Here is a 21,997-nt window from a genome sequence, read left to right on the forward strand (position 1 = left end):
AGGTGTGCTTTCTTTTTTCCTTTTAATGACGGGATTATTTATTGTTTGCTAAAGCAGCAAATGCTCTACCTACAGCTTCAATTGTATATTCAATATCTTCTTTTGTATGTTCTGTCGTTAAGAACCATGCCTCATATTTAGAAGGTGCTAAGTTAACTCCTTCTTGAAGCATAAGCTTGAAGAATTTACCGAACATTTCTCCGTCTGTATCTTGTGCTGCATCGTAATCTTCAATTGTATTCGTTGTGAAGTATACAGTTAAAGCACCTTTTAGGCGGTTTAATGTAATATCGATATTATGTTTTTCAGCCTGCTCTAAAATTCCTTTTTCAAGCATTGCACCAAGTTCATCTAATTTTTCATAAAGCCCTTCTTGTTGAAGAACTTCTAGACAAGCAATACCAGATGCCATAGAAGCAGGATTTCCTGCCATTGTACCAGCTTGATATGCAGGTCCAAGCGGAGCGACTTGTTCCATAATTTCTTTCTTACCACCGTAAGCACCGATTGGAAGTCCGCCGCCAATAACTTTACCAAGCGCCGTTAAGTCTGGTGTTACGCCAAGTAAGTCTTGAGCACCACCGTACATGAAGCGGAAAGCAGTAATAACTTCATCATAAATTACTAGTGCACCAGCTTCGTGAACAAGTTCATTCACTTTCTCAAGGAATCCAGGTTTTGGCTCTACAATACCGAAGTTTCCAACAATCGGTTCTACAAGGATAGCTGCTACTTCATGTCCCCATTTATCTAATGCTTCTTTTAAAGTTTCTACATTATTAAATGGAACGGTAATAACTTCTTGAGCGATACTTTGTGGTACACCGGCTGAGTCAGGAGTTCCTAGTGTAGAAGGACCAGATCCAGCCGCTACAAGTACTAAATCAGAATGACCGTGGTAACAACCAGCGAATTTCATAATTTTTGTGCGGCCTGTGTAAGCGCGAGCGACACGAATTGTTGTCATTACAGCTTCAGTACCAGAGTTTACGAAGCGGACTTTATCTAATGCAGGCATTGCTTCTTTTAACATTTTTGCAAATTTTACTTCTAGCGCTGTTGGAGTTCCGTAAAGTACACCATTTTCAGCAGCTGTTGTAATTGCTTTTGTAATGTGCGGGTGAGCATGTCCAGTAATAATAGGACCGTATGCTGCTAAATAATCGATATATTTATTTCCGTCTACATCCCAGAAATAAGCACCTTTTCCACGTTCCATAGCAACAGGAGCGCCGCCTCCAACTGCTTTAAAAGAACGAGAAGGACTATTAACACCGCCAACGATATGTTCTAAAGCTTCTTTATGTAATGCTTCTGATTTTGTGAATTTCACTACCATTCATCTCCTTACAAAAATCTATGTATTATTCTAACATGTTTTTCGAAAAGACGTATTGTTTGTGATAGGGAAGGCAGTTGGGTAAACTATTCGTTGTGACATTTAGGAAGGGGGTCCGATTATGAAATCGGTAATTGAGGTACAAGGGTTACGTAAAGAATTTACAGCCTATTCAAGTCGTCCAGGTTTAAAGGGTGCATTTCGCGATTTATTAAATCGTAATTATAAAATAGTACCAGCAGTAAATGATGTATCTTTTACTGTGAAACAAGGTGAAATGGTTGGATATATCGGTGAGAATGGTGCTGGTAAATCAACGACAATTAAAATGCTTACGGGGATTTTGACTCCGACATCAGGAGACATTTTAGTAAATGGGATGAACCCGCATAAGCAGAGGGAAGAATTTGTAAGAACGATTGGTGTTGTTTTCGGTCAACGCTCACAGCTTTGGTGGGATATTGCGGTACAAGAATCGTTTCGTTTATTAAAAAAAGTGTACGGTGTATCAGACGCTCAGTATAAAGAACATATGGAGCACGTGATCGAAACGTTAGATATTGGTCCTTTATTAGATAAGCCAGTTCGAAAGCTATCTTTAGGTCAAAGAATGCGTTGTGAATTAGCGGCAGCATTAATTCATAATCCACCGTTATTATTTTTAGATGAACCAACAATTGGACTAGATGTACTTGTGAAATTGAAAATACGTGAATTTTTAAAAGAAATGAATGAACGTTATAAAACAACAATTTTATTAACAACCCATGATATTACTGATATTGAAGCATTATGTGAGCGCGTTATCATGCTCGATGAAGGAAATATTATGTATGACGGTTCTTTAAATAATCTTCGTACCCAGTGGGGAGCAGAGAAGGAAATACATTTTCAGTTTATTGCACCAGTTTCCTATCAGGCTTTATCAATGGTTATGCCAGATAGTCATGTCGTTTGGTCGAAAGCGAAAGAGGAAAACGCGTGGATTGCCAAAATACCGAATGAAGAAGTTATTATTTCAATGCTTATTTCTAAAGTGGTACAGGCCTTTCAAATTAAAGATTTAAAAATTAACGAAGTGTCTACAGAGGAAATTATTCGTAACATTTATGAAGAAGGTATGAAACATGGGTAAGTACATTGAAATGATTCGAATTCGCTTTTTAATGATGCTTGCGTATCGTACAAACTACTATAGCGGGATTTTAATTTATACAATTAATATCGGCGCATATTATTTTTTATGGCAAGCAATTTATAGCGGAAAAGAGAATATTGAAAGTTTATCTATTTCGCAAATGACTACGTATATCGCAATTGCGTGGATGGCACGTGCCTTTTATTTTAATAATATAGACAGGGAAATTGCGATGGAGATTCAAGAAGGACGTGTAGCGGTAGAACTGATACGTCCATATAACTATTTAGGGATGAAAGTGATGCAAGGTCTTGGTGAAGGAATATTTCGCTTTGCCTTCTTTTCAATTCCGGGTATGGTCATCGTTACCTTATTATTTTCATTGCAAATTACAACGAACTTTCAAACGTGGTTATATTTCTTCTTATCTTTAATATTTAGTTTTATTATTAATACACAAATTAATTTAATGACGGGAATGCTCACATTCTTCTTATTTAATAATAGCGGAATTATGTATGCAAAACGTGTTGTTATTGATTTATTTTCTGGTCTATTATTACCGATTAGTTTTTATCCGTTATGGGCCCAAAAGGCAATGGTGTTTTTACCATTTCAGGCCATTAGTTATATTCCGAGTATGATTTTTTCAGAAGGTATACAAGGAAGTAAATTGTATGAGGCATTATTATTCCAAGTAATTTGGGCAATTGTACTTATTATTCCAATTGTACTCATGTGGAGAACGGCGAGAAAACGTCTAATTGTACAAGGGGGATGATGAGATGATATATATAAAACTATTTTTGCAATATGCAAGCCAATATATAAAAACAAAATTGGAGTATCGGGGCGATTTTATCGTTGGATTACTTTCTGACTTATCACTACAGGCTGTTAATTTAATTTTTATTCTTGTTGTGTTTGGACATACACAAGCATTAAAAGGCTGGAGTAGAGAAGAAGTCATCTTTATTTATGGTTTCTTTTTAGTGCCGTTTGCCATTTTCTCAGCTTTCTTTAATATATGGGACTTTAATGATCGTTACATCATTAAAGGAGAAATGGATCGTATATTAACGAGACCAATTCATAGCTTGTTTCAAATTATATTAGAAAGAATGGAACTTGAGTCTTTAATTGGGGCCATTACAGGAATGATTGTAATGGGGTATGCAGCTGTGGAGTTGCAATTATCTTTTTACTGGTACGATATCTTCTTGTTCTTGTTGATGGTAGGAGGGGGCGCCCTTGTATACGGAGGTATATTTGTTACGCTTGCGAGTCTTGGTTTTTGGTCGGATGCGAAAAGTTCAATTATGCCGCTAATGTATAACATAGGTAACTATGGTCGCTATCCAGTTAATATTTATAACCGTGTGATTCGTTTCATTTTAACGTTTGTATTACCATTTGCGTTTGTCGGAGTGTATCCAGCAGCATACTTTTTAAGAAAAACAGAGTGGAATAGCTATGCGTTTGCAACACCGTTCGTTGGTGTTATCTGTTTTACGATTGCAATTACTCTTTGGAATCAAGGGGTAAAAAGGTACCGTGGTGCAGGGAATTAATTATAAAAGCTTGTTTGTTTCTAAGGGATAAATCTAATGGCTGTCTCATACATATAAAATGAGGTGGAGGACATGTTATGGGGATTTATTCTATTAATTGCAGCAATTGCTATTTTGAGGAGTGTCCAATTATTATGGAGTTCCTATTCGGATTCAACGCGTTTTTTTTCGCTGTATAATTTAGCTACATTATTTTTGATTTATACAACAGTATTGATTGCATTTGGATTAAGTTACGTTGTATTAGAGGAAATGGGTTTTGCAGTTTTGAAAGAGGATGGAGAAAGTTTAAATGCTCACTCTTTTCAACTGGTTGAAATTTGTTTATATTTTAGCGCAGTTACTTTATTGTCTGTTGGATATGGTGACATATCTCCGATTGGAATTGGGCGATGGATTGCGATTGGAGAAGCGCTAATTGGATATACATTACCGTTTGCTTTTGTAATGAGGTCCGTAATAGACAATGAAAAATAAGGAAGCATTTGTTATAGTAAAAAAAAAGAGTAGGAGTGATAACAATGATCACAGTAGGAGAAATGGCTCCAGAATTTACATTAGAGGGAAGTAACGGGGAACAAGTTCGCTTAGCTGATTTTCGTGGTAAAAATGTAGTTCTATATTTTTATCCGAAAGATATGACTCCAGGGTGTACAACTGAAGCATGTGATTTTCGAGATGCATATGGATTATTTCAAGAGAAGGATACAGTTATTCTTGGCGTAAGCCCTGATTCAGCGAACAGACATCTGAAGTTCATTGAGAAGCATGAACTTCCATTTGTACTTTTAGTGGATGAAGATCATAAGGTAGCGGAATTGTATGATGTTTGGAAGTTGAAAAAGAACTTTGGGAAAGAGTACATGGGAATTGAGCGTTCTACATTCCTTATTAATAAAGACGGTGAGCTTGTAAAAGAGTGGCGTAAAGTGAAAGTGAAGGGACATATTGAAGATGTTCTTTCTTATATAAAGTAAATCCATTGTGGAGATAAAATATATAGAAGTAAGGCGAGTGTCTATACATATTTTATTGTCTTACATAAAGTGAAGTGTAGGGCATACCTCCTCAGATGATAGTATTCCAAGTGCGATTATGTCGCACTTTTTTCTATGTAAATGTATAAAAAATGGGTAAAGATACATAAGAATAAGGCTATATACAAAAATAAAACACATACTTATAGTAGAAATATTGACGATTTATAAGAAAAGGAGTACACTCTTTATAAGAATTATAAAATAATAATCCGTATAGAATCGGGGTGCATGACGGTGGTCAAAGAAGAATTAAAAGAAGCGCTAGAAATGCTGAAAAATACGGGTGTACGCATTACTCCACAGCGTCATGCTATTTTAGAGTACCTTGTGGAATCTATGACGCACCCAACAGCGGATGACATTTATAAAGCATTAGAAGGTAAGTTTCCAAATATGAGTGTTGCAACTGTTTATAATAACCTACGTGTATTTAAAGAGGTTGGACTTGTAAAGGAATTAACTTATGGAGACGCTTCAAGTAGATTTGATTATGTTACAAGTCAACATTATCATGTGATTTGCGAAAAATGTGGTAAGATTGTTGATTTTCCTTATGGAGGCTTGGAACAGCTTGAAGAGGAAGCTGCGAAAACGACAGGCTTCGTTATTAATAGTCATCGCTTAGAAATTTATGGCGTTTGTCCAGAGTGTCATAAGGCGTAATATATAATAAAGAAAGAGGCTGACGGCTTTACGTCAGCCTCTTTCTTTATTATATAGGGTAATTACATTAGGTTCAGAAGGGTTTAAAATGTTCAGTACACAACCTAATTTAATTAAAGATAAATACAAAAGGTGATTTCTTGGTTAAGAAATCACCTTTTCATGTTTAGTTTTGTAAGGATGTATTGTCTCCGTATATACTTATGACTTATAGCTCTTCTTATTATATTTTTCATCAAATTCTTTTCCTTCTAGATTTCGATCCATTGTTAAAGGTTGGTTGCAATGCATACATGCGTCGACACGACCGAGCATTTTTGTAGGTTTATCGCAGCTTGGACAAATAATTTGTACAGTTTTAGTAGATAACATACCAATCCAAAAGTAAACGACAGTACTAGCGATTACGGCTAAGAAGCCAACCATCATAAATGTTGTCATAATAATAATGTTTTCACGGAAAAAGACTCCTAAGTATGCAATGAAGAGGCCGATAAATACTAAACTTAATGCAAAGGTCCGGATTTTATTAATTTTGTTTGAATACTTAATGCTCATTCTCACCACTCTCCTATAATAACAATAATAACATAAAATTTAGAATTTTCATTCGTTAAGAAGCGTGATAAAGTGATAAGATATGAAATGTGGATTAGGGTAAAGAATGAAGAGAAACTATATGGATTTTTGAAACGTGTTTTTAAAGTTTTAACGGGATGTGAAATTTTTTTGTGAAAAGTATTGACCATGTATGTACTGCATGATATATTAATAACCGTCGCTGATGCGGAAACGCAGAAAACGACAAAAAATAAATTAAAAAACTTAGTTGACATCGAAAAACGAAGATGTTAACATAAGGAAGTCGCAAATGAGCGACTAAGTAGTTCTTTGAAAACTGAACGAAACAAACAACGTGAAACGTCAATTTTTATTTTAGATGCTAGACAAACTAACTTTATTGGAGAGTTTGATCCTGGCTCAGGATGAACGCTGGCGGCGTGCCTAATACATGCAAGTCGAGCGAATGGATTAAGAGCTTGCTCTTATGAAGTTAGCGGCGGACGGGTGAGTAACACGTGGGTAACCTGCCCATAAGACTGGGATAACTCCGGGAAACCGGGGCTAATACCGGATAACATTTTGAACCGCATGGTTCGAAATTGAAAGGCGGCTTCGGCTGTCACTTATGGATGGACCCGCGTCGCATTAGCTAGTTGGTGAGGTAACGGCTCACCAAGGCAACGATGCGTAGCCGACCTGAGAGGGTGATCGGCCACACTGGGACTGAGACACGGCCCAGACTCCTACGGGAGGCAGCAGTAGGGAATCTTCCGCAATGGACGAAAGTCTGACGGAGCAACGCCGCGTGAGTGATGAAGGCTTTCGGGTCGTAAAACTCTGTTGTTAGGGAAGAACAAGTGCTAGTTGAATAAGCTGGCACCTTGACGGTACCTAACCAGAAAGCCACGGCTAACTACGTGCCAGCAGCCGCGGTAATACGTAGGTGGCAAGCGTTATCCGGAATTATTGGGCGTAAAGCGCGCGCAGGTGGTTTCTTAAGTCTGATGTGAAAGCCCACGGCTCAACCGTGGAGGGTCATTGGAAACTGGGAGACTTGAGTGCAGAAGAGGAAAGTGGAATTCCATGTGTAGCGGTGAAATGCGTAGAGATATGGAGGAACACCAGTGGCGAAGGCGACTTTCTGGTCTGTAACTGACACTGAGGCGCGAAAGCGTGGGGAGCAAACAGGATTAGATACCCTGGTAGTCCACGCCGTAAACGATGAGTGCTAAGTGTTAGAGGGTTTCCGCCCTTTAGTGCTGAAGTTAACGCATTAAGCACTCCGCCTGGGGAGTACGGCCGCAAGGCTGAAACTCAAAGGAATTGACGGGGGCCCGCACAAGCGGTGGAGCATGTGGTTTAATTCGAAGCAACGCGAAGAACCTTACCAGGTCTTGACATCCTCTGACAACCCTAGAGATAGGGCTTCTCCTTCGGGAGCAGAGTGACAGGTGGTGCATGGTTGTCGTCAGCTCGTGTCGTGAGATGTTGGGTTAAGTCCCGCAACGAGCGCAACCCTTGATCTTAGTTGCCATCATTAAGTTGGGCACTCTAAGGTGACTGCCGGTGACAAACCGGAGGAAGGTGGGGATGACGTCAAATCATCATGCCCCTTATGACCTGGGCTACACACGTGCTACAATGGACGGTACAAAGAGCTGCAAGACCGCGAGGTGGAGCTAATCTCATAAAACCGTTCTCAGTTCGGATTGTAGGCTGCAACTCGCCTACATGAAGCTGGAATCGCTAGTAATCGCGGATCAGCATGCCGCGGTGAATACGTTCCCGGGCCTTGTACACACCGCCCGTCACACCACGAGAGTTTGTAACACCCGAAGTCGGTGGGGTAACCTTTTTGGAGCCAGCCGCCTAAGGTGGGACAGATGATTGGGGTGAAGTCGTAACAAGGTAGCCGTATCGGAAGGTGCGGCTGGATCACCTCCTTTCTATAAGATCCCTGAAAGATGATCAGGTTGATAGGTTCGAGGTGGAAGCATGGTGACATGTGGAGCTGACGAATACTAATAGATCGAGGACTTAACCATATAATATGTAGCAAATGTTATCTAGTTTTGAGAGAACATAAAAAACTTGTTGACTTTTAAAGTGAATAAGTTATAATAATGATTGTCTCAAAAGAATAATGTCTGGTAATGATGGCAGAGAGGTCACACCCGTTCCCATACCGAACACGGAAGTTAAGCTCTCTAGCGCCGATGGTAGTTGGGACCTTGTCCCTGTGAGAGTAGGACGTTGCCAGGCAATATTATTCCGCAGTAGCTCAGCGGTAGAGCTATCGGCTGTTAACCGATCGGTCGTAGGTTCGATTCCTACCTGCGGAGCCATTGGAGAGCTGTCCGAGTTGGCCGAAGGAGCACGATTGGAAATCGTGTATACGTCACAAGCGTATCAAGGGTTCGAATCCCTTGCTCTCCGCCATAGGATTTATCATATTTGGCCCGTTGGTCAAGTGGTTAAGACACCGCCCTTTCACGGCGGTAACACGGGTTCGAATCCCGTACGGGTCACCACTTTGGAGGATTAGCTCAGCTGGGAGAGCACCTGCCTTACAAGCAGGGGGTCGGCGGTTCGATCCCGTCATCCTCCACCATATAAATTATATGAATAGTATTATCGCGGGGTGGAGCAGCACGGTAGCTCGTCGGGCTCATAACCCGAAGGTCGCAGGTTCAAATCCTGTCCCCGCAACCAAATGGTCCCGTGGTGTAGTGGTTAACATGCCTGCCTGTCACGCAGGAGATCGCCGGTTCGACCCCGGTCGGGACCGCCATTTTAATAAGGCTCGGTAGCTCAGTCGGTAGAGCAGAGGACTGAAAATCCTCGTGTCGGCGGTTCGATTCCGTCCCGAGCCACCATTTATATTAATCATATACGCCGGCTTAGCTCAATTGGTAGAGCAACTGACTTGTAATCAGTAGGTTGGGGGTTCAAGTCCTCTAGCCGGCACCATGTAAGTTTCGGAGGGGTAGCGAAGTGGCTAAACGCGGCGGACTGTAAATCCGCTCCTTCGGGTTCGGCAGTTCGAATCTGCCCCCCTCCACCATTTACATAGGGGCATAGTTTAAAGGTAGAACTGAGGTCTCCAAAACCTCCAGTGTGGGTTCGATTCCTACTGCCCCTGCCAAATATATTTACACAACATGGCGGTTGTGGCGAAGTGGTTAACGCACCGGATTGTGGCTCCGGCATTCGTGGGTTCGATTCCCATCAGTCGCCCCATTTTTATTTTAAAAATTATAAATAATCTAATGGATACTTACATATAATTAAGTAAGAATTCGATGGGCTATAGCCAAGCGGTAAGGCAACGGACTTTGACTCCGTCATGCGCTGGTTCGAATCCAGCTAGCCCAGCCATTTTTGCGGAAGTAGTTCAGTGGTAGAATACAACCTTGCCAAGGTTGGGGTCGCGGGTTCGAATCCCGTCTTCCGCTCCAGTAAAATTTTATATGGCGGCATAGCCAAGTGGTAAGGCAGAGGTCTGCAAAACCTTTATCACCGGTTCAAATCCGGTTGCCGCCTTTTCTTTTGTGCCGATGTGGCGGAATTGGCAGACGCGCACGACTCAAAATCGTGTTCCTTCGGGAGTGTCGGTTCGACCCCGACCATCGGTATCACGAACGGCGTAATAAAAAACTCTACACTAATTGTGTAGAGTTTTTTTGTGATTTCGCTCGATCAAAGCACATACTATACAGTTGGAGTAAACTGTGAAACACTAACAGGATAAAAACTAACATTCGTTTTTATCCCTTTATAGAAAATTTCTCCAACCTGATGACATGAAGTTAAATCCGACACCACCAGTAGATATTAGTACATTATCAACGGTTAAGTTTGTAATTTCTAAAAACTTCTTTTCAAACTCTTCTCTGTTGTACTTGTACATAGTTGAGTGGCACGCCCACATGTGCGTTGAAGTACTCAACCAGTCCCCTAATTCTTTTAATTCAGGAAACGACTCAAATTGAATTGGTTCATCTAATTTCATGAATCTCACTTGATAGATAGTTGGATTTAGCTTTTCTCCTATTTTAATTATAAAGCAATAGAAAGTAATGAAGGGAATATTATGGAAATTGGTATCGGCGATGTAAAAAAACTAACAGAAATGTTAAGGTTTTTTGCTAAATTATGTTATGTGATTCTAAAATTCGTGATAAATGTAGGAATTCATGTATAATATAACTTGTTGAAAGAACAAAATGATAGTGATTTATATTATGTCTGTAATATGAATCAAAAATGAACTTTTTATATTTCTTTTAAAAATGTGTTGAACACACATTATATTTCATATTAATATTTTTATGTAGATTTAAAACGGGAAAGAGAGTGGAAAGTATGGGTCGTAAATGGAATAATATTAAAGATAAAAAAGCATCAAAAGATGCAAATACAAGCCGCATATACGCGAAATTTGGACGTGAAATTTATGTGGCGGCAAAACAAGGCGAGCCAGATCCAGAATCAAACCAAGCGCTTAGAGTTGTATTAGAACGTGCGAAAACATATAACGTACCAAGAACAATTATTGATCGTGCAGTTGAAAAAGCAAAAGGTGGTTCAGAAGAAAATTATGACGAGCTTCGTTATGAAGGATTCGGACCAAATGGAGCTATGGTAATTGTAGATACACTTACAAACAACGTAAACCGTACTGCTGCAGATGTACGAGCTGCATTTAGCAAAAACAGTGGTAACATGGGTGTAAACGGTTCTGTAGCTTACATGTTTGATGCAACAGCTGTTATCGGTCTTGAAGGGAAAACATCAGATGAAGTTCTTGAGATTTTAATGGAAGCAGATGTGGATGCACGTGACATTCTTGAAGAAGAAGATGCTGTTATCGTGTATGCTGAACCAGATCAATTCCACGCAGTACAATCTGCTCTTAAAGATGCGGGTGTTGAAGAATTTACAGTTGCCGAATTAACAATGCTTGCACAAAACGATGTAACACTTCCTGAAGATGCACAAGCACAATTTGAAAAAATGGTTGATGCATTAGAAGATTTAGAAGATGTACAACAAGTTTATCACAACGTAGACTTAGGAGAATAATACGATAAAAGCCCCTGTTCGTTTAACGAATAGGGGCTTTTTTAATAAAGGTATTTTATTGTAAACAGGGAATATGCTTATAGGGATTTATGAAATATTCATTATTGCTAGGAGGCTTAACATGGAACATAAAACACCAAAACATATCGTTGCTGTAGCAGGCTATTTAACAAATGAAAAAGATGAAGTGTTATTAGCAAAGGTACACTGGCGAGCTGATACGTGGGAGTTACCAGGAGGACAGGTAGAAGAAGGGGAAGCACTCGATCAAGCTGTTTGTAGGGAAATAAAAGAGGAAACAGGATTAACGGTGAAGCCTATCGGTATTACAGGAGTTTATTATAATGCTTCCATGAACATTTTAGCTGTCGTTTTTAAAGTAGCATATGTAAGCGGTGAAATAAAAATTCAACATGAAGAAATACAAGAGGCTAAATTTGTTGCTTTAAATGAAGAGAACATAGATGAGTATATAACGCGTCCTCATATGAAATCCAGAACGATTGATGCGATGAGCGCAACACATTGTATTCCGTACGAAACGTGGGAAGTGCAGCCATATAATTTAATAGGTAGATTGTAAAGAAAAGAGTAGCTGGTTTGAGATACAATCAAATCACTACTCTTTTTTGTATACTGTTTAAGAAAAAGGTCAAAATAATAATAGTGCTAGTATTGATTTTGGGAACGTTCGTTCTATATAATGTATGATATATTGTATACATTTAGATTACTAGATACTTACAAGTATATATATTTGTAGATGATATAATGAAAATAGGATGTTTTAATAGGGAAGTATAGGCTTAAGGTATACTCTATTATTGGTTTAGCATAATCTATATTCAATATTTCAGATGAATAGTAGATAAAAAAAGACTATGATACAATACTTTTTTACCCCGCTATTTGCCTGGCAGCTCGATTAGTGAGGGCTGATATTCAGTGGGGGATGAACAAAAACCCTACTGATTAAAGTTTCACTTTATACCTTACAATGATGTAAGGTACGTGTAAGAGAAATCGATGGGATATTTTTTTATAACAAGGTATTCTTAAAGTAAGAGTTATATGCTGTGTGGAAAAGAGGTGTTTAAGATGAAAGAACGAGTATTATCTAGGGTGAACTATCATCAAAAAGTTGCATTAAATCCAATGACTAAGTTTTTTTATAAAGCCATTATTTTATTATTATTGTTAAGTTTTACGTTATTATTCATTGGAAATGTAATGATCGAGCAAAGTGATATTAGTAAATTACATGTACCGGCTAAGTTAGAGGTGCCAGAATCATTAACACATGCATTTATTGCGACAGAAGATAAAAGGTTTTATCATCATAACGGTTTAGATTATATAGCGATTATTAGGGCGTCTGTTGAGAATATAAAAGCTGGTGGTGTTGTGCAAGGTGGTAGCACAATTACACAACAGTTATCAAAAAATGCTTTTTTAACGAATGAACGTACATTTTCTCGTAAGTGGAAAGAAATTTTTTATACGAAAAAAATTGAACGTACATTTACAAAGGATGAAATTTTAAAATTATATGTAAGTAATATTTATTACGGAGAAGGAGCATGGGGAATTGAAAAAGCAGCAAACCTATACTTCGGTAAAAAGGTAAGCCAATTAACGTTGGCTGAAAGTGCAATGATGGCTGCTGTAGTAAAGGCACCTGCTTATTACTCACCTGCACAAAATTATGATAAGGCCGTAGAGAGACGAAATGTCGTTTTGAGATTGATGGAGAAAGAAGGCTATATCAATCATGATGAGTATGTGCAAGCAGTTAGTGAGAAATTAGTCATTCGTCATGATATAAAAACAGAGCAGTCGATGTTAAATAATGCGCGTGAAAAAGCAGTAAGCTAAAGGAAGTTCCTACATAGGAGCTTCTTTTTTTGAATAAATTGTGACACAATATCGTCACAATTATTGTGTTTTTGTAATTTATGTGAGCGTGTTCATTGCGTGACGTATATAAGTGTTGATATTATGTGTATTGTGTACAATGCTGTATACAGAATATGAAATTAAAGAGGAATGTATATGAAATCATCGAACAAACTCATGGCTCTCGGTATAGTTTTTTCCATTGCAGTATTGATTGTGATCGGAACGATTGCGTATAGCATCATAAATGACAAAAAAGATAAAGGGAATGAGATGTTTGCTTATTCCACACAACAATCTTTAGGGAAAGATGATGCTCCGGTTAAGGTAGTTGAATTTGGAGACTTCAAATGTCCTGCTTGTCGTACTTGGGATGTAACAGTATTGCCACGATTAAAAGAAGAGTATATCGACAAAGGTAAAGTGCAGTTATACTTTATTAATTTCCCATTTATCGGAAAAGACTCTGATTTAGGTGCAGCAGCTGGTGAAGCAATTTATAAACAAGATAAAGATTCATTCTGGACTTTCTATGATGAGATTTATCAAAGTCAAAAGAAAGACACGGAAGAATGGATTACAGAAGAATTACTTCTTAACATTGTGAAGGAGAAGCTTCCAAAAGTTGATGTAGCACAATTTAAGAAGGATTTACACAGTAAAGAAATAAAAGAAAAAGTACGTAAAGATTCAGATCGTGCTCAAAAATTAAAAGTTCAAGGTGCTCCTTCAGTATATGTAAACGGAAATCTTGCAAACCCTGATTTCGATAGTATGAAGAAGGCAATTGATAAAGAATTGAAAAAGTGATGAGGACTCTCATCACTTTTTCGACTTTTTTCGATAAAATTCTTGCTTCCGCTTTTTTTACATGCTATACTACTTTACATAAGTTATTCTAATATCTTATATGTATTTCATATTTGCGGGTGTAGTTTAGTGGTAAAACAAGAGCCTTCCAAGCTCTGGTCGAGAGTTCGATTCTCTTCACCCGCTCCAAATTTTATTAAATGTTTTTCTATAAATTGTGATCAACGCAGTGTTTCGTTTCCGAGATAAACGAGGCATTGCGTTTTTTAATGTTTGGAAAACATCATTTTATGCGAAAATAGAAGTAAAGAATAATATTCCAAAAGTGAATTGCTAACCAATCGATCGTTACATAAGGGATGGATTCATCTGAGGAGGCGATTAGGAATGGATTTTGAACAATTAAAGCAAGATGTAATTGCGTATAGTAAAACAATTGGTATAGATAAAATAGGCTTTGCTAGTGCGTCACCATTTGAGGAATTAAAGCAGCGCTTAATCCAGCAGCAACAATTAAATTATCAATCTGGATTTGAAGAGCCTGATATAGAAAAGAGAACGAACCCACAGCTTTTATTACCTGGTGCAAAATCAATTATTGCGATTGCATTAGCGTATCCTTCAAAATTAAAAAATGCACCATTAAGTAAGCGCGGAGAACGCCGTGGGATTTTTTGTCGGGCCTCTTGGGGACAAGATTATCATCTAGTTTTACGAGATCGTTTGCAAAAATTAGAAGCATATTTAATCGGAAAACTTCCCGATATAGAAGTTAAGTCAATGGTTGATACGGGTGAATTAAGTGATCGAGCTGTTTCAGAGCGTGCTGGTATTGGATGGAGCGGTAAGAACTGCTCTATTATTACACCTGAATTTGGTTCGTATGTATATTTAGGAGAAATGATTACAAACGTTCCCTTCCCACCAGATCAGCCGATAGAAGATCAATGCGGGAGCTGTACAAAGTGTATTGATATTTGTCCTACAGGTGCTTTAATACAAGGAGGACAATTAGATTCGAAGAAGTGTATAGCATTTTTAACACAGACGAAAGGATTCCTACCGGAAGAGTATCGCGACAAAATAGGAAATCGTATTTATGGATGTGATACATGTCAAACTGTTTGTCCGAAAAATAAAGGAATGGATTTTCATAATCATCCTGAGATGGAACCAGATCCTGAGTTAGTTAAGCCGTTATTAACACCACTTTTAACAATTAGCAATCGTGATTTTAAAGAGAAATATGGAATTATGTCTGGTTCATGGAGAGGTAAAAAACCGTTGCAACGAAATGCAATTTTGGCACTTGCGCATTTTAAAGAGGCATCAGCAATTCCTGATTTAATTGGTGTTATGAAAGATGATCCAAGACCAGTACTTCGCGGAACAGCAGCGTGGGCGCTTGGGAAAATTGGTGGAGACGGCGTGGGCGAAGCTATTGAAAAAGCGATGCAACGTGAGAAAGACGAAGAGGTTCTTCATGAAATGAATCGCGGACTTGAATTGTTAGCGCAGAAAAAAGAGTAGATAATATCTCCCTTTTTCATATTGTAATATGGGAGGGAGACGAAATGGTTGTAAAAATAAATATTGAAAAGCAAGTCCAACACTTTTTAGCATATATAACAGAGAAACGAACAAATGTAGATGGTATTGCTGAAGATTTATTACAAATAGCAAAGAGAAAGAAACAATTATTCCAAAAGCGTAATGCAGAGATAGTGAAAGCAACTGCGGACGTTTCTTTTATGAGGCAATTAAATAATAGCAATCATCAAGAAATTGATTATCAAATACATTTTAAATATTTAATTAAGCATAAAGAATTATTTTATATTGAAGAGGAACAATTAAAACGAAGAGTTTGTTTAAATAATAGCCGGATAATAGGTGATTATGCTATTGAAGTGCCAGAAGTAGTTAGAATGAGTGAGCCATTAGAAAGGGAAGTTACAAAAGAGAAGTACGGTTCTTATCAGTACAACCGTTTAGAGGCAGTTAAATATGCAGAGCGTTGGTGGGATGATCGAAACCCTGCATATCGTAATTTCCCTGATAATTGTACGAATTTTATTTCTCAATGTCTTCATACTGGAGAAGTACCAATGAATGGATATCCTAATATTCGCAAAGGATGGTGGCAAAGGGAGAATCAGTGGAGTTGGAGCTGGGCTGTTGCACACTCTTTTTATTGGTATTTGTCAGGTGCTACATCAGGACTTCGAGCTGAAGCTGTAGAAAGGCCAGAGAACCTTATTCTTGGTGATGTCATCGCTTATGATTTCGAGGATGATGGTAGGTGGAATCATACGACGATTGTAGTAGCAAAAGACGCAGATGGTATGCCGCTTGTAAATGCACATTCAGCGAATAGCCGTCGGCGTTATTGGAACTATGAAGATTCTAGTAAATATACACCACAAATGAAATATAAATTCTTTCATATTATTAATGGGTAGAGATTTTTCGCTCAAGTGGTATAATACGTAGTAGACAAAAAACAGAGGTGAATATCGCGTGGGAGTACATGTTGTTTTATATCAACCAGAAATTCCAGCAAATACAGGAAATATTGCTCGTACTTGTGCAGCAACTGGAACAGAATTACATTTGATTAGACCGCTTGGATTTTCAACGGATGATAAAATGTTAAAGCGTGCAGGATTAGATTATTGGCAGCACGTGAAAATTACGTATTATGATTCAATTGAAGAGTTTTATGAGAAAAATAAAGACGGTGAGTTCTTCTATTTAACAAAGTATGGCGAGAAAGCTCATACATCGTTTGATTATAGTAAACGTGAGAAGGATTACTACTTTGTATTTGGAAGAGAAACGAACGGCTTACCAGCTAATGTAATCGAAGAAAATTTCGATCATTGTTTACGTATTCCAATGACTGATAAAGTGCGTTCATTAAATTTATCAAATACAGCAGCTATTTTAATTTATGAAGCGTTCCGTCAACAAAATTATCCAGGATTAGATTTAGAAATTGTTTATTAAAAGTCGCCATATGGCGGCTTTTTTTCTAAAAATAAAAATAAATATGGAATTATACATTTAAAAAAGGGTACATAGTCATATAGAATGGTGATATATGAATAAAAATAGATCAGACAGGTTGAGATAAATATGAAGGAACAATATCGTAATCAAAATACCTTTTTAAGTATGATAGATATGGATTTAATAAGAAGAGGATTATTACATGCTATTCAAGATTTAGTATTTATTGTGAAAGTTATGGATGATGAAAGCTTTACATATATTTATGTAAATAAGATAGGTATGGATTATGCAAAGCTAAGCGAAGAATGTTATGGAAAAACGTTTTCTGAAGTATTGCCGAAAGATACGGCGGAAATATTGCAAGTGCAATATGCAAAAGTAGCGAGCGAAGCAAAAGCACATACCTTTTGTGATGTAGTTAGTTTACCAACTGGTAATTTACATTATGAATCTTCACTTAATCCTGTATTTGATGAAGAAGGAGTATGTCAGTTTATTATTTGTATTACGAGGGATATTACAGCTCAAATTGAGGAGAAGATTGAAATAGAGGAAAAACAAATGTTATTTAAGTCATTACTAGAATATAATAATGACTCCATTATATCTATAGATTCTATAGGTAGAATTACATACGCGAATCCAGCAACGTATGAAATATTTGGATATCGATATGAAGAATTAAATAATAAATTTATCTTTGAATTTATTAATAAAGAATATGAAAAAGATTTTCAAATTATATTTAAAGGATCCATGCAAGGAAAAGCAAAGCAAATTGTTTCAAAGAAATATGTTCATAAAGAAGGGTACGAGCTCTATATTTCCCTGAGAACTATTCCGATTATTGTGAACGGTGAAATTGTTGGGGTTTATATTGTTACGAGGGATGTTACAAGGCATGTATTAAACGAGATGAGAACGGAATATTTAGCTTATTATGACCAGTTAACAGGATTAATGAATAGAATTTCATGTGCAAATAAGTTAAATGATTTTTTAAATGAGAAGATAGATTTTGCGTTTATCTTTATAGATTTAGATGAATTTCACCTTATTAATGATACTTTTGGTCATAAAGAAGGAGATAAAGTATTACAAAAAGTTACAGAATGTTTAAGCAGTCTCCAAATATACGGTATGCACTTATTTAGAGAACACGATGATCAATTTGTTATGTTAATAGAAAATATAACGAAAGAACGTGTAGAGGGAGTTGCAAAAAGCATACAAAAAAAGATTAGTGAACATTTTGTAATCGAAGAAGAGGACGTGTATTTAAGTGCGTCAATCGGAATTGTAATGGCTCCAACAGATGGAGAAGATGAAAAAATATTATTCCAAAGAGTTGATGCCGCTTTGCAAAAAGCAAAAGAAAAAGGAAAAGGGCATTATCATTTTTATTGCAGTGGATTAGATTGTGAGCGTGAACAAAGATTTATAATAGAAAACCAATTACATCGTGCTATAGAAAAAAATGAATTCTACTTACATTATCAGCCGCAAATTAATATTGAAACGAACAAAATAGCTAGTATGGAGGCTTTAATAAGGTGGGAGAATAAAGAATTAGGATTTGTCCCTCCCAATCACTTTATTCCGCTAGCAGAAAGAACAGGATTTATTATTAAGCTTGATGAATGGGTAGTAAATGAAGTGTGTCGGCAAATACGCGAATGGTTAAATAAAGGATATGAAGTTGTCCCGATTGCAGTTAATATTTCAGCCAGGCATTTTCGCTCTATTACATTAATAGAGATGATTACACGAGCTTTACATAAGTACAATGTACCAGCCCATTTATTAGCGATAGAGGTTACAGAAGGAGCACTTATACATAAAGATATATCGAAAAGAGTATTGCTACAATTAAAAGAACAAAATTTAAAGATTCATTTAGATGATTTTGGTACAGGATATTCATCTTTAAGTTATTTAAAAACGTATCCAATTGATACTTTGAAAATTGATCGTTCTTTTATGGAAGGTATATACGTAGATGAACGTGATACGAATATTACGGCTGCGATTATTCATTTAGCCCATACTTTGGGATTGAATGTAATTGCAGAAGGAGTAGAAAAAGCGGAACAAATACAATTTTTGAAGGAAAAGAATGTGAAGTTTGTACAAGGCTATTATTATAGCCGACCTTTATCAAAATATGATGTAGAAAATGTGTATTATAAATAATCGATAAAAAAAAGTGATGTGCTAAGAAGCACATCACTTTTTTTGTGTACCAGGTTTATCATTGTAACCAGATGTAAAAATAGCTGTAAGGAATGTGAGTGATACACCTAAAATTAATAATAATTTCATACTAATATTCCTCCTATTTTTTCAGTTTACGAATCTGAAGTGTATGTAAGGTTCTTGGAAGAAAAGAATTTATTTAAAATGAATAGCGGTGTAAAAACTTTAATACCTATATTATACAGAATTTTCTTTGAATTTTGGAGAGAATTTTATAGCACTACTGTATATTTCATTTTGATTTAAAGAATGTTTGAGGACATCCTAGCATACCTTTTATAATAATCCGATTGAACAAGGAGATGGGGGAGGAGCTATAATGGATATTCTAAAAAAAATTGAACAGCATCGAGAAGCAGAAGAACGCTTACAATGGGAAGGTACGTTTGCGGAGTATTTGGAGCTTGTGAAGGAAAGACCATGGGTGGCTCAAACAGCACACTCTCGCATTTACAATATGATAAAAGATGCTGGAATTGAAGAAGTAGATGGTAGAAGAAAGTATAACTTCTTTAGTAATCAGCTATTTGGGTTAGAGGATGCTTTAGAACGTCTTGTAGAGGAGTATTTTCATCCGTCTGCGAAACGATTAGATGTTAGAAAACGTATTTTATTATTAATGGGTCCTGTTAGCGGAGGGAAATCAACATTAGTTACGATGTTGAAACGAGGATTAGAAACATATTCAAGAACAGATCGAGGAGCAATTTTTGCCATTAAAGGATGCCCAATGCACGAGGATCCACTTCATTTAATTCCGCACCATTTACGTGAGGATTTCTTTGATGAGTATGGAGTTAGAATTGAAGGGAATTTATCACCACTCAACGTTATGCGTCTAGAACAAGAATATGGTTCAAGAATTGAGGATGTAGTTGTAGAGCGTATTTTCTTCTCGGAAGATCGCCGTACAGGGATTGGTACATTTAGCCCGTCTGATCCTAAATCACAAGATATTGCCGATTTAACAGGCAGCCTGGACTTTTCCACAATCGCAGAATATGGTTCAGAATCAGATCCACGAGCGTATCGCTTCGATGGAGAATTAAATAAGGCAAACCGTGGAATGATGGAGTTCCAAGAGATGTTAAAATGCGACGAGAAGTTCTTATGGCATTTATTATCGCTTACGCAAGAAGGGAATTTCAAAGCGGGAAGATTTGCGCTTATTTCAGCAGATGAATTAATTGTAGCGCATACGAATGAAACGGAGTATCGCTCTTTCATAGCAAATAAGAAAAATGAAGCATTACATTCACGTATTATCGTAATGCCGGTTCCATATAATTTAAGGGTTAGTGAAGAAGAACATATTTATGAAAAAATGATTCGTGAAAGTGATGTGTCCAATGTTCACATTGCACCACACACACTTCGAGTTGCAGCAATGTTTACGATTTTAACTCGTTTAAAAGATCCGAAGCGTCCAGATATTGATTTAATTAAAAAGATGCGTTTGTATGATGGAGAAACAGTAGAAGGTTATAATGCGATTGACGTAGAGGAGCTGCAACGCGAATATCAAGATGAAGGTATGAAAGGTATTGACCCTCGTTACGTTATTAATCGAATTTCTTCTACAATTATTCGAAAAGAGGTACCATCTATTAATGCATTAGATGTACTTCGCTCTTTAAAAGATGGATTAGATCAGCATCCATCGATCAGTAATGAAGACCGAGAGCGTTATATGAATTTCATCTCATTAGCGAGAAAAGAATATGATGAGATTGCGAAGAAAGAAGTACAAAAAGCATTCGTGTATTCATATGAAGAATCAGCGAAGACACTTATGGATAATTACTTAGATAACGTTGAGGCCTACTGCAATAAGTCAAAATTACGTGATCCGTTAACAGGGGAAGAAATGAGCCCAGATGAAAAATTAATGCGCTCGATTGAGGAGCAAATTGGAATCTCAGAAAATGCTAAAAAAGCATTCCGAGAAGAAATATTAATTCGCATCTCTGCTTATGCACGTAAAGGAAAACGCTTCGATTATAATTCGCACGAACGTCTTCGTGAAGCGATTCAGAAGAAGCTATTTGCTGATTTAAAAGATATAGTGAAAATTACAACATCAACGAAAACACCGGATGAAAATCAGCTTAAGAAAATCAATGATGTTGTTGCACGCTTAATTGATGAGCATGGCTATAATTCTTCTTCAGCAAATGAATTATTACGCTATGTAGGTAGCCTGCTAAACCGATAGTTTGATAACAAAACGCTGTCTCTTGTATTTTGCGGGACAGCGTTTTATTATCCGTTCATATGTGTAAAGTGTCATACCTTGTCCAAATGTAATAAATTAAGATGCAATTTCATGAATTTATTGTCAATTATTTTTACAATATGCATATGATAGAGTAACCAACCATTCATACGAAAAAAGCCAACACAATACAATATGTTGCAAAGTGTAAATGTGTGCAACTATGCATTGTGTTTCTTTCTTATCAACGGCTGAATGTTTCTTTCTAGTATGTGAGTGGCAAAATTTTGTTTAGGATGCTCGGAGTATTATATGAAAAACGTTATATATGTTTATGGGATGATTTTTGATGGGCAGTTACCTTTCATTCTAGCTTGCACAGTATAAAACAAAATTTCTAGCTTG

18 protein-coding genes, 16 tRNA genes, 2 rRNA genes and 1 other annotated feature are annotated in these 21,997 nt (G+C 37.1%); of the genes, 33 read left to right on the top strand and 3 right to left on the bottom strand.

The window, feature by feature from the left end; translation table 11 throughout:
- Positions 1 to 34 precede the first annotated feature (34 nt).
- On the bottom strand, positions 35 to 1,339 hold the full coding sequence (gene hemL, locus EKQ63_RS04320) for a glutamate-1-semialdehyde-2,1-aminomutase (protein ID WP_001974515.1): 1,305 nt from the start codon (positions 1,337 to 1,339) through the stop codon (positions 35 to 37).
- A gap of 121 nt (positions 1,340 to 1,460) precedes the next feature.
- Here hemL and EKQ63_RS04325 point away from each other — a divergent pair, with 121 nt between their 5' ends.
- The 6 genes from EKQ63_RS04325 to perR all read left to right on the top strand — a co-directional run bounded on the left by EKQ63_RS04325 (position 1,461) and on the right by perR (position 5,751).
- Positions 1,461 to 2,474, top strand: coding sequence for an ABC transporter ATP-binding protein (locus EKQ63_RS04325; protein WP_087952064.1), 1,014 nt, complete (start codon positions 1,461 to 1,463; stop codon positions 2,472 to 2,474).
- The gene (locus EKQ63_RS04330; protein ID WP_000521523.1) at positions 2,467 to 3,258 is read left to right on the top strand and encodes an ABC transporter permease; all 792 of its coding nucleotides are present in this window, start codon (positions 2,467 to 2,469) and stop codon (positions 3,256 to 3,258) included. The genes EKQ63_RS04325 and EKQ63_RS04330 overlap by 8 nt, the downstream gene beginning before the upstream one ends.
- Before the next feature lie 4 nt (positions 3,259 to 3,262).
- The gene (locus tag EKQ63_RS04335; RefSeq protein ID WP_000639353.1) at positions 3,263 to 4,048 is read left to right on the top strand and encodes an ABC transporter permease; all 786 of its coding nucleotides are present in this window, start codon (positions 3,263 to 3,265) and stop codon (positions 4,046 to 4,048) included.
- A gap of 72 nt (positions 4,049 to 4,120) precedes the next feature.
- Complete coding sequence (locus tag EKQ63_RS04340; protein WP_000964350.1) at positions 4,121 to 4,525, top strand: potassium channel family protein; 405 nt, start codon at positions 4,121 to 4,123, stop codon at positions 4,523 to 4,525.
- A gap of 44 nt (positions 4,526 to 4,569) precedes the next feature.
- Positions 4,570 to 5,025, top strand: coding sequence for a thioredoxin-dependent thiol peroxidase (bcp, locus tag EKQ63_RS04345; RefSeq protein ID WP_000633720.1), 456 nt, complete (start codon positions 4,570 to 4,572; stop codon positions 5,023 to 5,025).
- Positions 5,026 to 5,322: 297 nt separating this feature from the next.
- Positions 5,323 to 5,751, top strand: coding sequence for a peroxide-responsive transcriptional repressor PerR (perR, locus tag EKQ63_RS04350; RefSeq protein WP_000237831.1), 429 nt, complete (start codon positions 5,323 to 5,325; stop codon positions 5,749 to 5,751).
- 201 nt (positions 5,752 to 5,952) lie between these two features.
- On the opposite strand, the gene EKQ63_RS04355 is transcribed toward perR, so the two are convergent.
- Complete coding sequence (locus tag EKQ63_RS04355) at positions 5,953 to 6,309, bottom strand: YgzB family protein (protein ID WP_000025063.1); 357 nt, start codon at positions 6,307 to 6,309, stop codon at positions 5,953 to 5,955.
- A 400-nt stretch (positions 6,310 to 6,709) separates the two neighbouring features.
- Here EKQ63_RS04355 and EKQ63_RS04360 point away from each other — a divergent pair.
- The 17 genes from EKQ63_RS04360 (at position 6,710) to EKQ63_RS04440 (ending at position 9,950) form a co-directional block, all read left to right on the top strand.
- A 16S ribosomal RNA gene (locus EKQ63_RS04360) occupies positions 6,710 to 8,261 on the top strand.
- Between the two features lie 2 nt (positions 8,262 to 8,263).
- Positions 8,264 to 8,348: a sequence feature (23S ribosomal RNA rRNA prediction is too short), on the top strand.
- Between the two features lie 113 nt (positions 8,349 to 8,461).
- Positions 8,462 to 8,577, top strand: a 5S ribosomal RNA gene (gene rrf, locus EKQ63_RS04365).
- Between the two features lie 8 nt (positions 8,578 to 8,585).
- Positions 8,586 to 8,660, top strand: a tRNA-Asn gene (locus EKQ63_RS04370).
- A 2-nt stretch (positions 8,661 to 8,662) separates the two neighbouring features.
- Positions 8,663 to 8,754 (top strand) — tRNA-Ser (locus EKQ63_RS04375).
- Positions 8,755 to 8,771: 17 nt separating this feature from the next.
- Positions 8,772 to 8,846 (top strand) — tRNA-Glu (locus EKQ63_RS04380).
- Positions 8,847 to 8,850: 4 nt separating this feature from the next.
- Positions 8,851 to 8,926 (top strand) — tRNA-Val (locus EKQ63_RS04385).
- A gap of 24 nt (positions 8,927 to 8,950) precedes the next feature.
- Positions 8,951 to 9,027: transfer RNA gene (locus tag EKQ63_RS04390), tRNA-Met, on the top strand.
- Between the two features lie 3 nt (positions 9,028 to 9,030).
- Positions 9,031 to 9,106, top strand: a tRNA-Asp gene (locus EKQ63_RS04395).
- A 9-nt stretch (positions 9,107 to 9,115) separates the two neighbouring features.
- Positions 9,116 to 9,191 (top strand) — tRNA-Phe (locus tag EKQ63_RS04400).
- A gap of 18 nt (positions 9,192 to 9,209) precedes the next feature.
- A tRNA-Thr gene (locus EKQ63_RS04405) sits at positions 9,210 to 9,285 on the top strand.
- A 10-nt stretch (positions 9,286 to 9,295) separates the two neighbouring features.
- A tRNA-Tyr gene (locus tag EKQ63_RS04410) sits at positions 9,296 to 9,379 on the top strand.
- A gap of 7 nt (positions 9,380 to 9,386) precedes the next feature.
- A tRNA-Trp gene (locus EKQ63_RS04415) sits at positions 9,387 to 9,460 on the top strand.
- Between the two features lie 19 nt (positions 9,461 to 9,479).
- Positions 9,480 to 9,555: transfer RNA gene (locus EKQ63_RS04420), tRNA-His, on the top strand.
- Positions 9,556 to 9,618: 63 nt separating this feature from the next.
- Positions 9,619 to 9,693: transfer RNA gene (locus EKQ63_RS04425), tRNA-Gln, on the top strand.
- Positions 9,694 to 9,698: 5 nt separating this feature from the next.
- Positions 9,699 to 9,773: transfer RNA gene (locus tag EKQ63_RS04430), tRNA-Gly, on the top strand.
- A 14-nt stretch (positions 9,774 to 9,787) separates the two neighbouring features.
- Positions 9,788 to 9,858, top strand: a tRNA-Cys gene (locus tag EKQ63_RS04435).
- Between the two features lie 10 nt (positions 9,859 to 9,868).
- A tRNA-Leu gene (locus tag EKQ63_RS04440) sits at positions 9,869 to 9,950 on the top strand.
- A 140-nt stretch (positions 9,951 to 10,090) separates the two neighbouring features.
- Here EKQ63_RS04440 and EKQ63_RS04445 read toward each other — a convergent pair.
- Positions 10,091 to 10,405, bottom strand: a complete 315-nt coding sequence (locus EKQ63_RS04445) for a DUF3884 family protein (protein WP_143880755.1) — start codon at positions 10,403 to 10,405, stop codon at positions 10,091 to 10,093.
- A 275-nt stretch (positions 10,406 to 10,680) separates the two neighbouring features.
- Here EKQ63_RS04445 and EKQ63_RS04450 point away from each other — a divergent pair, with 275 nt between their 5' ends.
- The 10 genes from EKQ63_RS04450 (at position 10,681) to EKQ63_RS04495 (ending at position 21,592) form a co-directional block, all read left to right on the top strand.
- Positions 10,681 to 11,400: a YebC/PmpR family DNA-binding transcriptional regulator gene (locus EKQ63_RS04450; protein WP_000532948.1), complete on the top strand. Its 720-nt coding sequence runs from the start codon at positions 10,681 to 10,683 to the stop codon at positions 11,398 to 11,400.
- A gap of 121 nt (positions 11,401 to 11,521) precedes the next feature.
- Complete coding sequence (locus tag EKQ63_RS04455; RefSeq protein ID WP_088327221.1) at positions 11,522 to 11,983, top strand: NUDIX hydrolase; 462 nt, start codon at positions 11,522 to 11,524, stop codon at positions 11,981 to 11,983.
- A gap of 515 nt (positions 11,984 to 12,498) precedes the next feature.
- Positions 12,499 to 13,275, top strand: coding sequence for a transglycosylase domain-containing protein (locus tag EKQ63_RS04460; RefSeq protein ID WP_016089400.1), 777 nt, complete (start codon positions 12,499 to 12,501; stop codon positions 13,273 to 13,275).
- Positions 13,276 to 13,452: 177 nt separating this feature from the next.
- Positions 13,453 to 14,106: a DsbA family protein gene (locus tag EKQ63_RS04465; RefSeq protein ID WP_048552668.1), complete on the top strand. Its 654-nt coding sequence runs from the start codon at positions 13,453 to 13,455 to the stop codon at positions 14,104 to 14,106.
- Positions 14,107 to 14,221: 115 nt separating this feature from the next.
- Positions 14,222 to 14,295, top strand: a tRNA-Gly gene (locus EKQ63_RS04470).
- 198 nt (positions 14,296 to 14,493) lie between these two features.
- Positions 14,494 to 15,636, top strand: a complete 1,143-nt coding sequence (gene queG, locus EKQ63_RS04475; protein WP_143880756.1) for a tRNA epoxyqueuosine(34) reductase QueG — start codon at positions 14,494 to 14,496, stop codon at positions 15,634 to 15,636.
- 44 nt (positions 15,637 to 15,680) lie between these two features.
- Complete coding sequence (locus EKQ63_RS04480; protein ID WP_087953911.1) at positions 15,681 to 16,568, top strand: amidase domain-containing protein; 888 nt, start codon at positions 15,681 to 15,683, stop codon at positions 16,566 to 16,568.
- A 58-nt stretch (positions 16,569 to 16,626) separates the two neighbouring features.
- Positions 16,627 to 17,115, top strand: a complete 489-nt coding sequence (trmL, locus tag EKQ63_RS04485; protein WP_087953910.1) for a tRNA (uridine(34)/cytosine(34)/5-carboxymethylaminomethyluridine(34)-2'-O)-methyltransferase TrmL — start codon at positions 16,627 to 16,629, stop codon at positions 17,113 to 17,115.
- Between the two features lie 129 nt (positions 17,116 to 17,244).
- Positions 17,245 to 19,314 carry a sensor domain-containing protein gene (locus tag EKQ63_RS04490; RefSeq protein WP_143880757.1) on the top strand — a complete coding sequence of 690 codons (2,070 nt, stop codon included), beginning with the start codon at positions 17,245 to 17,247 and terminating at the stop codon, positions 19,312 to 19,314.
- A gap of 382 nt (positions 19,315 to 19,696) precedes the next feature.
- Positions 19,697 to 21,592, top strand: a complete 1,896-nt coding sequence (locus EKQ63_RS04495; protein WP_029437380.1) for a PrkA family serine protein kinase — start codon at positions 19,697 to 19,699, stop codon at positions 21,590 to 21,592.
- Positions 21,593 to 21,997: the final 405 nt, after the last annotated feature.

The sequence above is a fragment of the Bacillus sp. BD59S genome (assembly GCF_007363175.1).
Classification (GTDB): Bacteria; Bacillota; Bacilli; order Bacillales; family Bacillaceae_G; genus Bacillus_A; species Bacillus_A pacificus.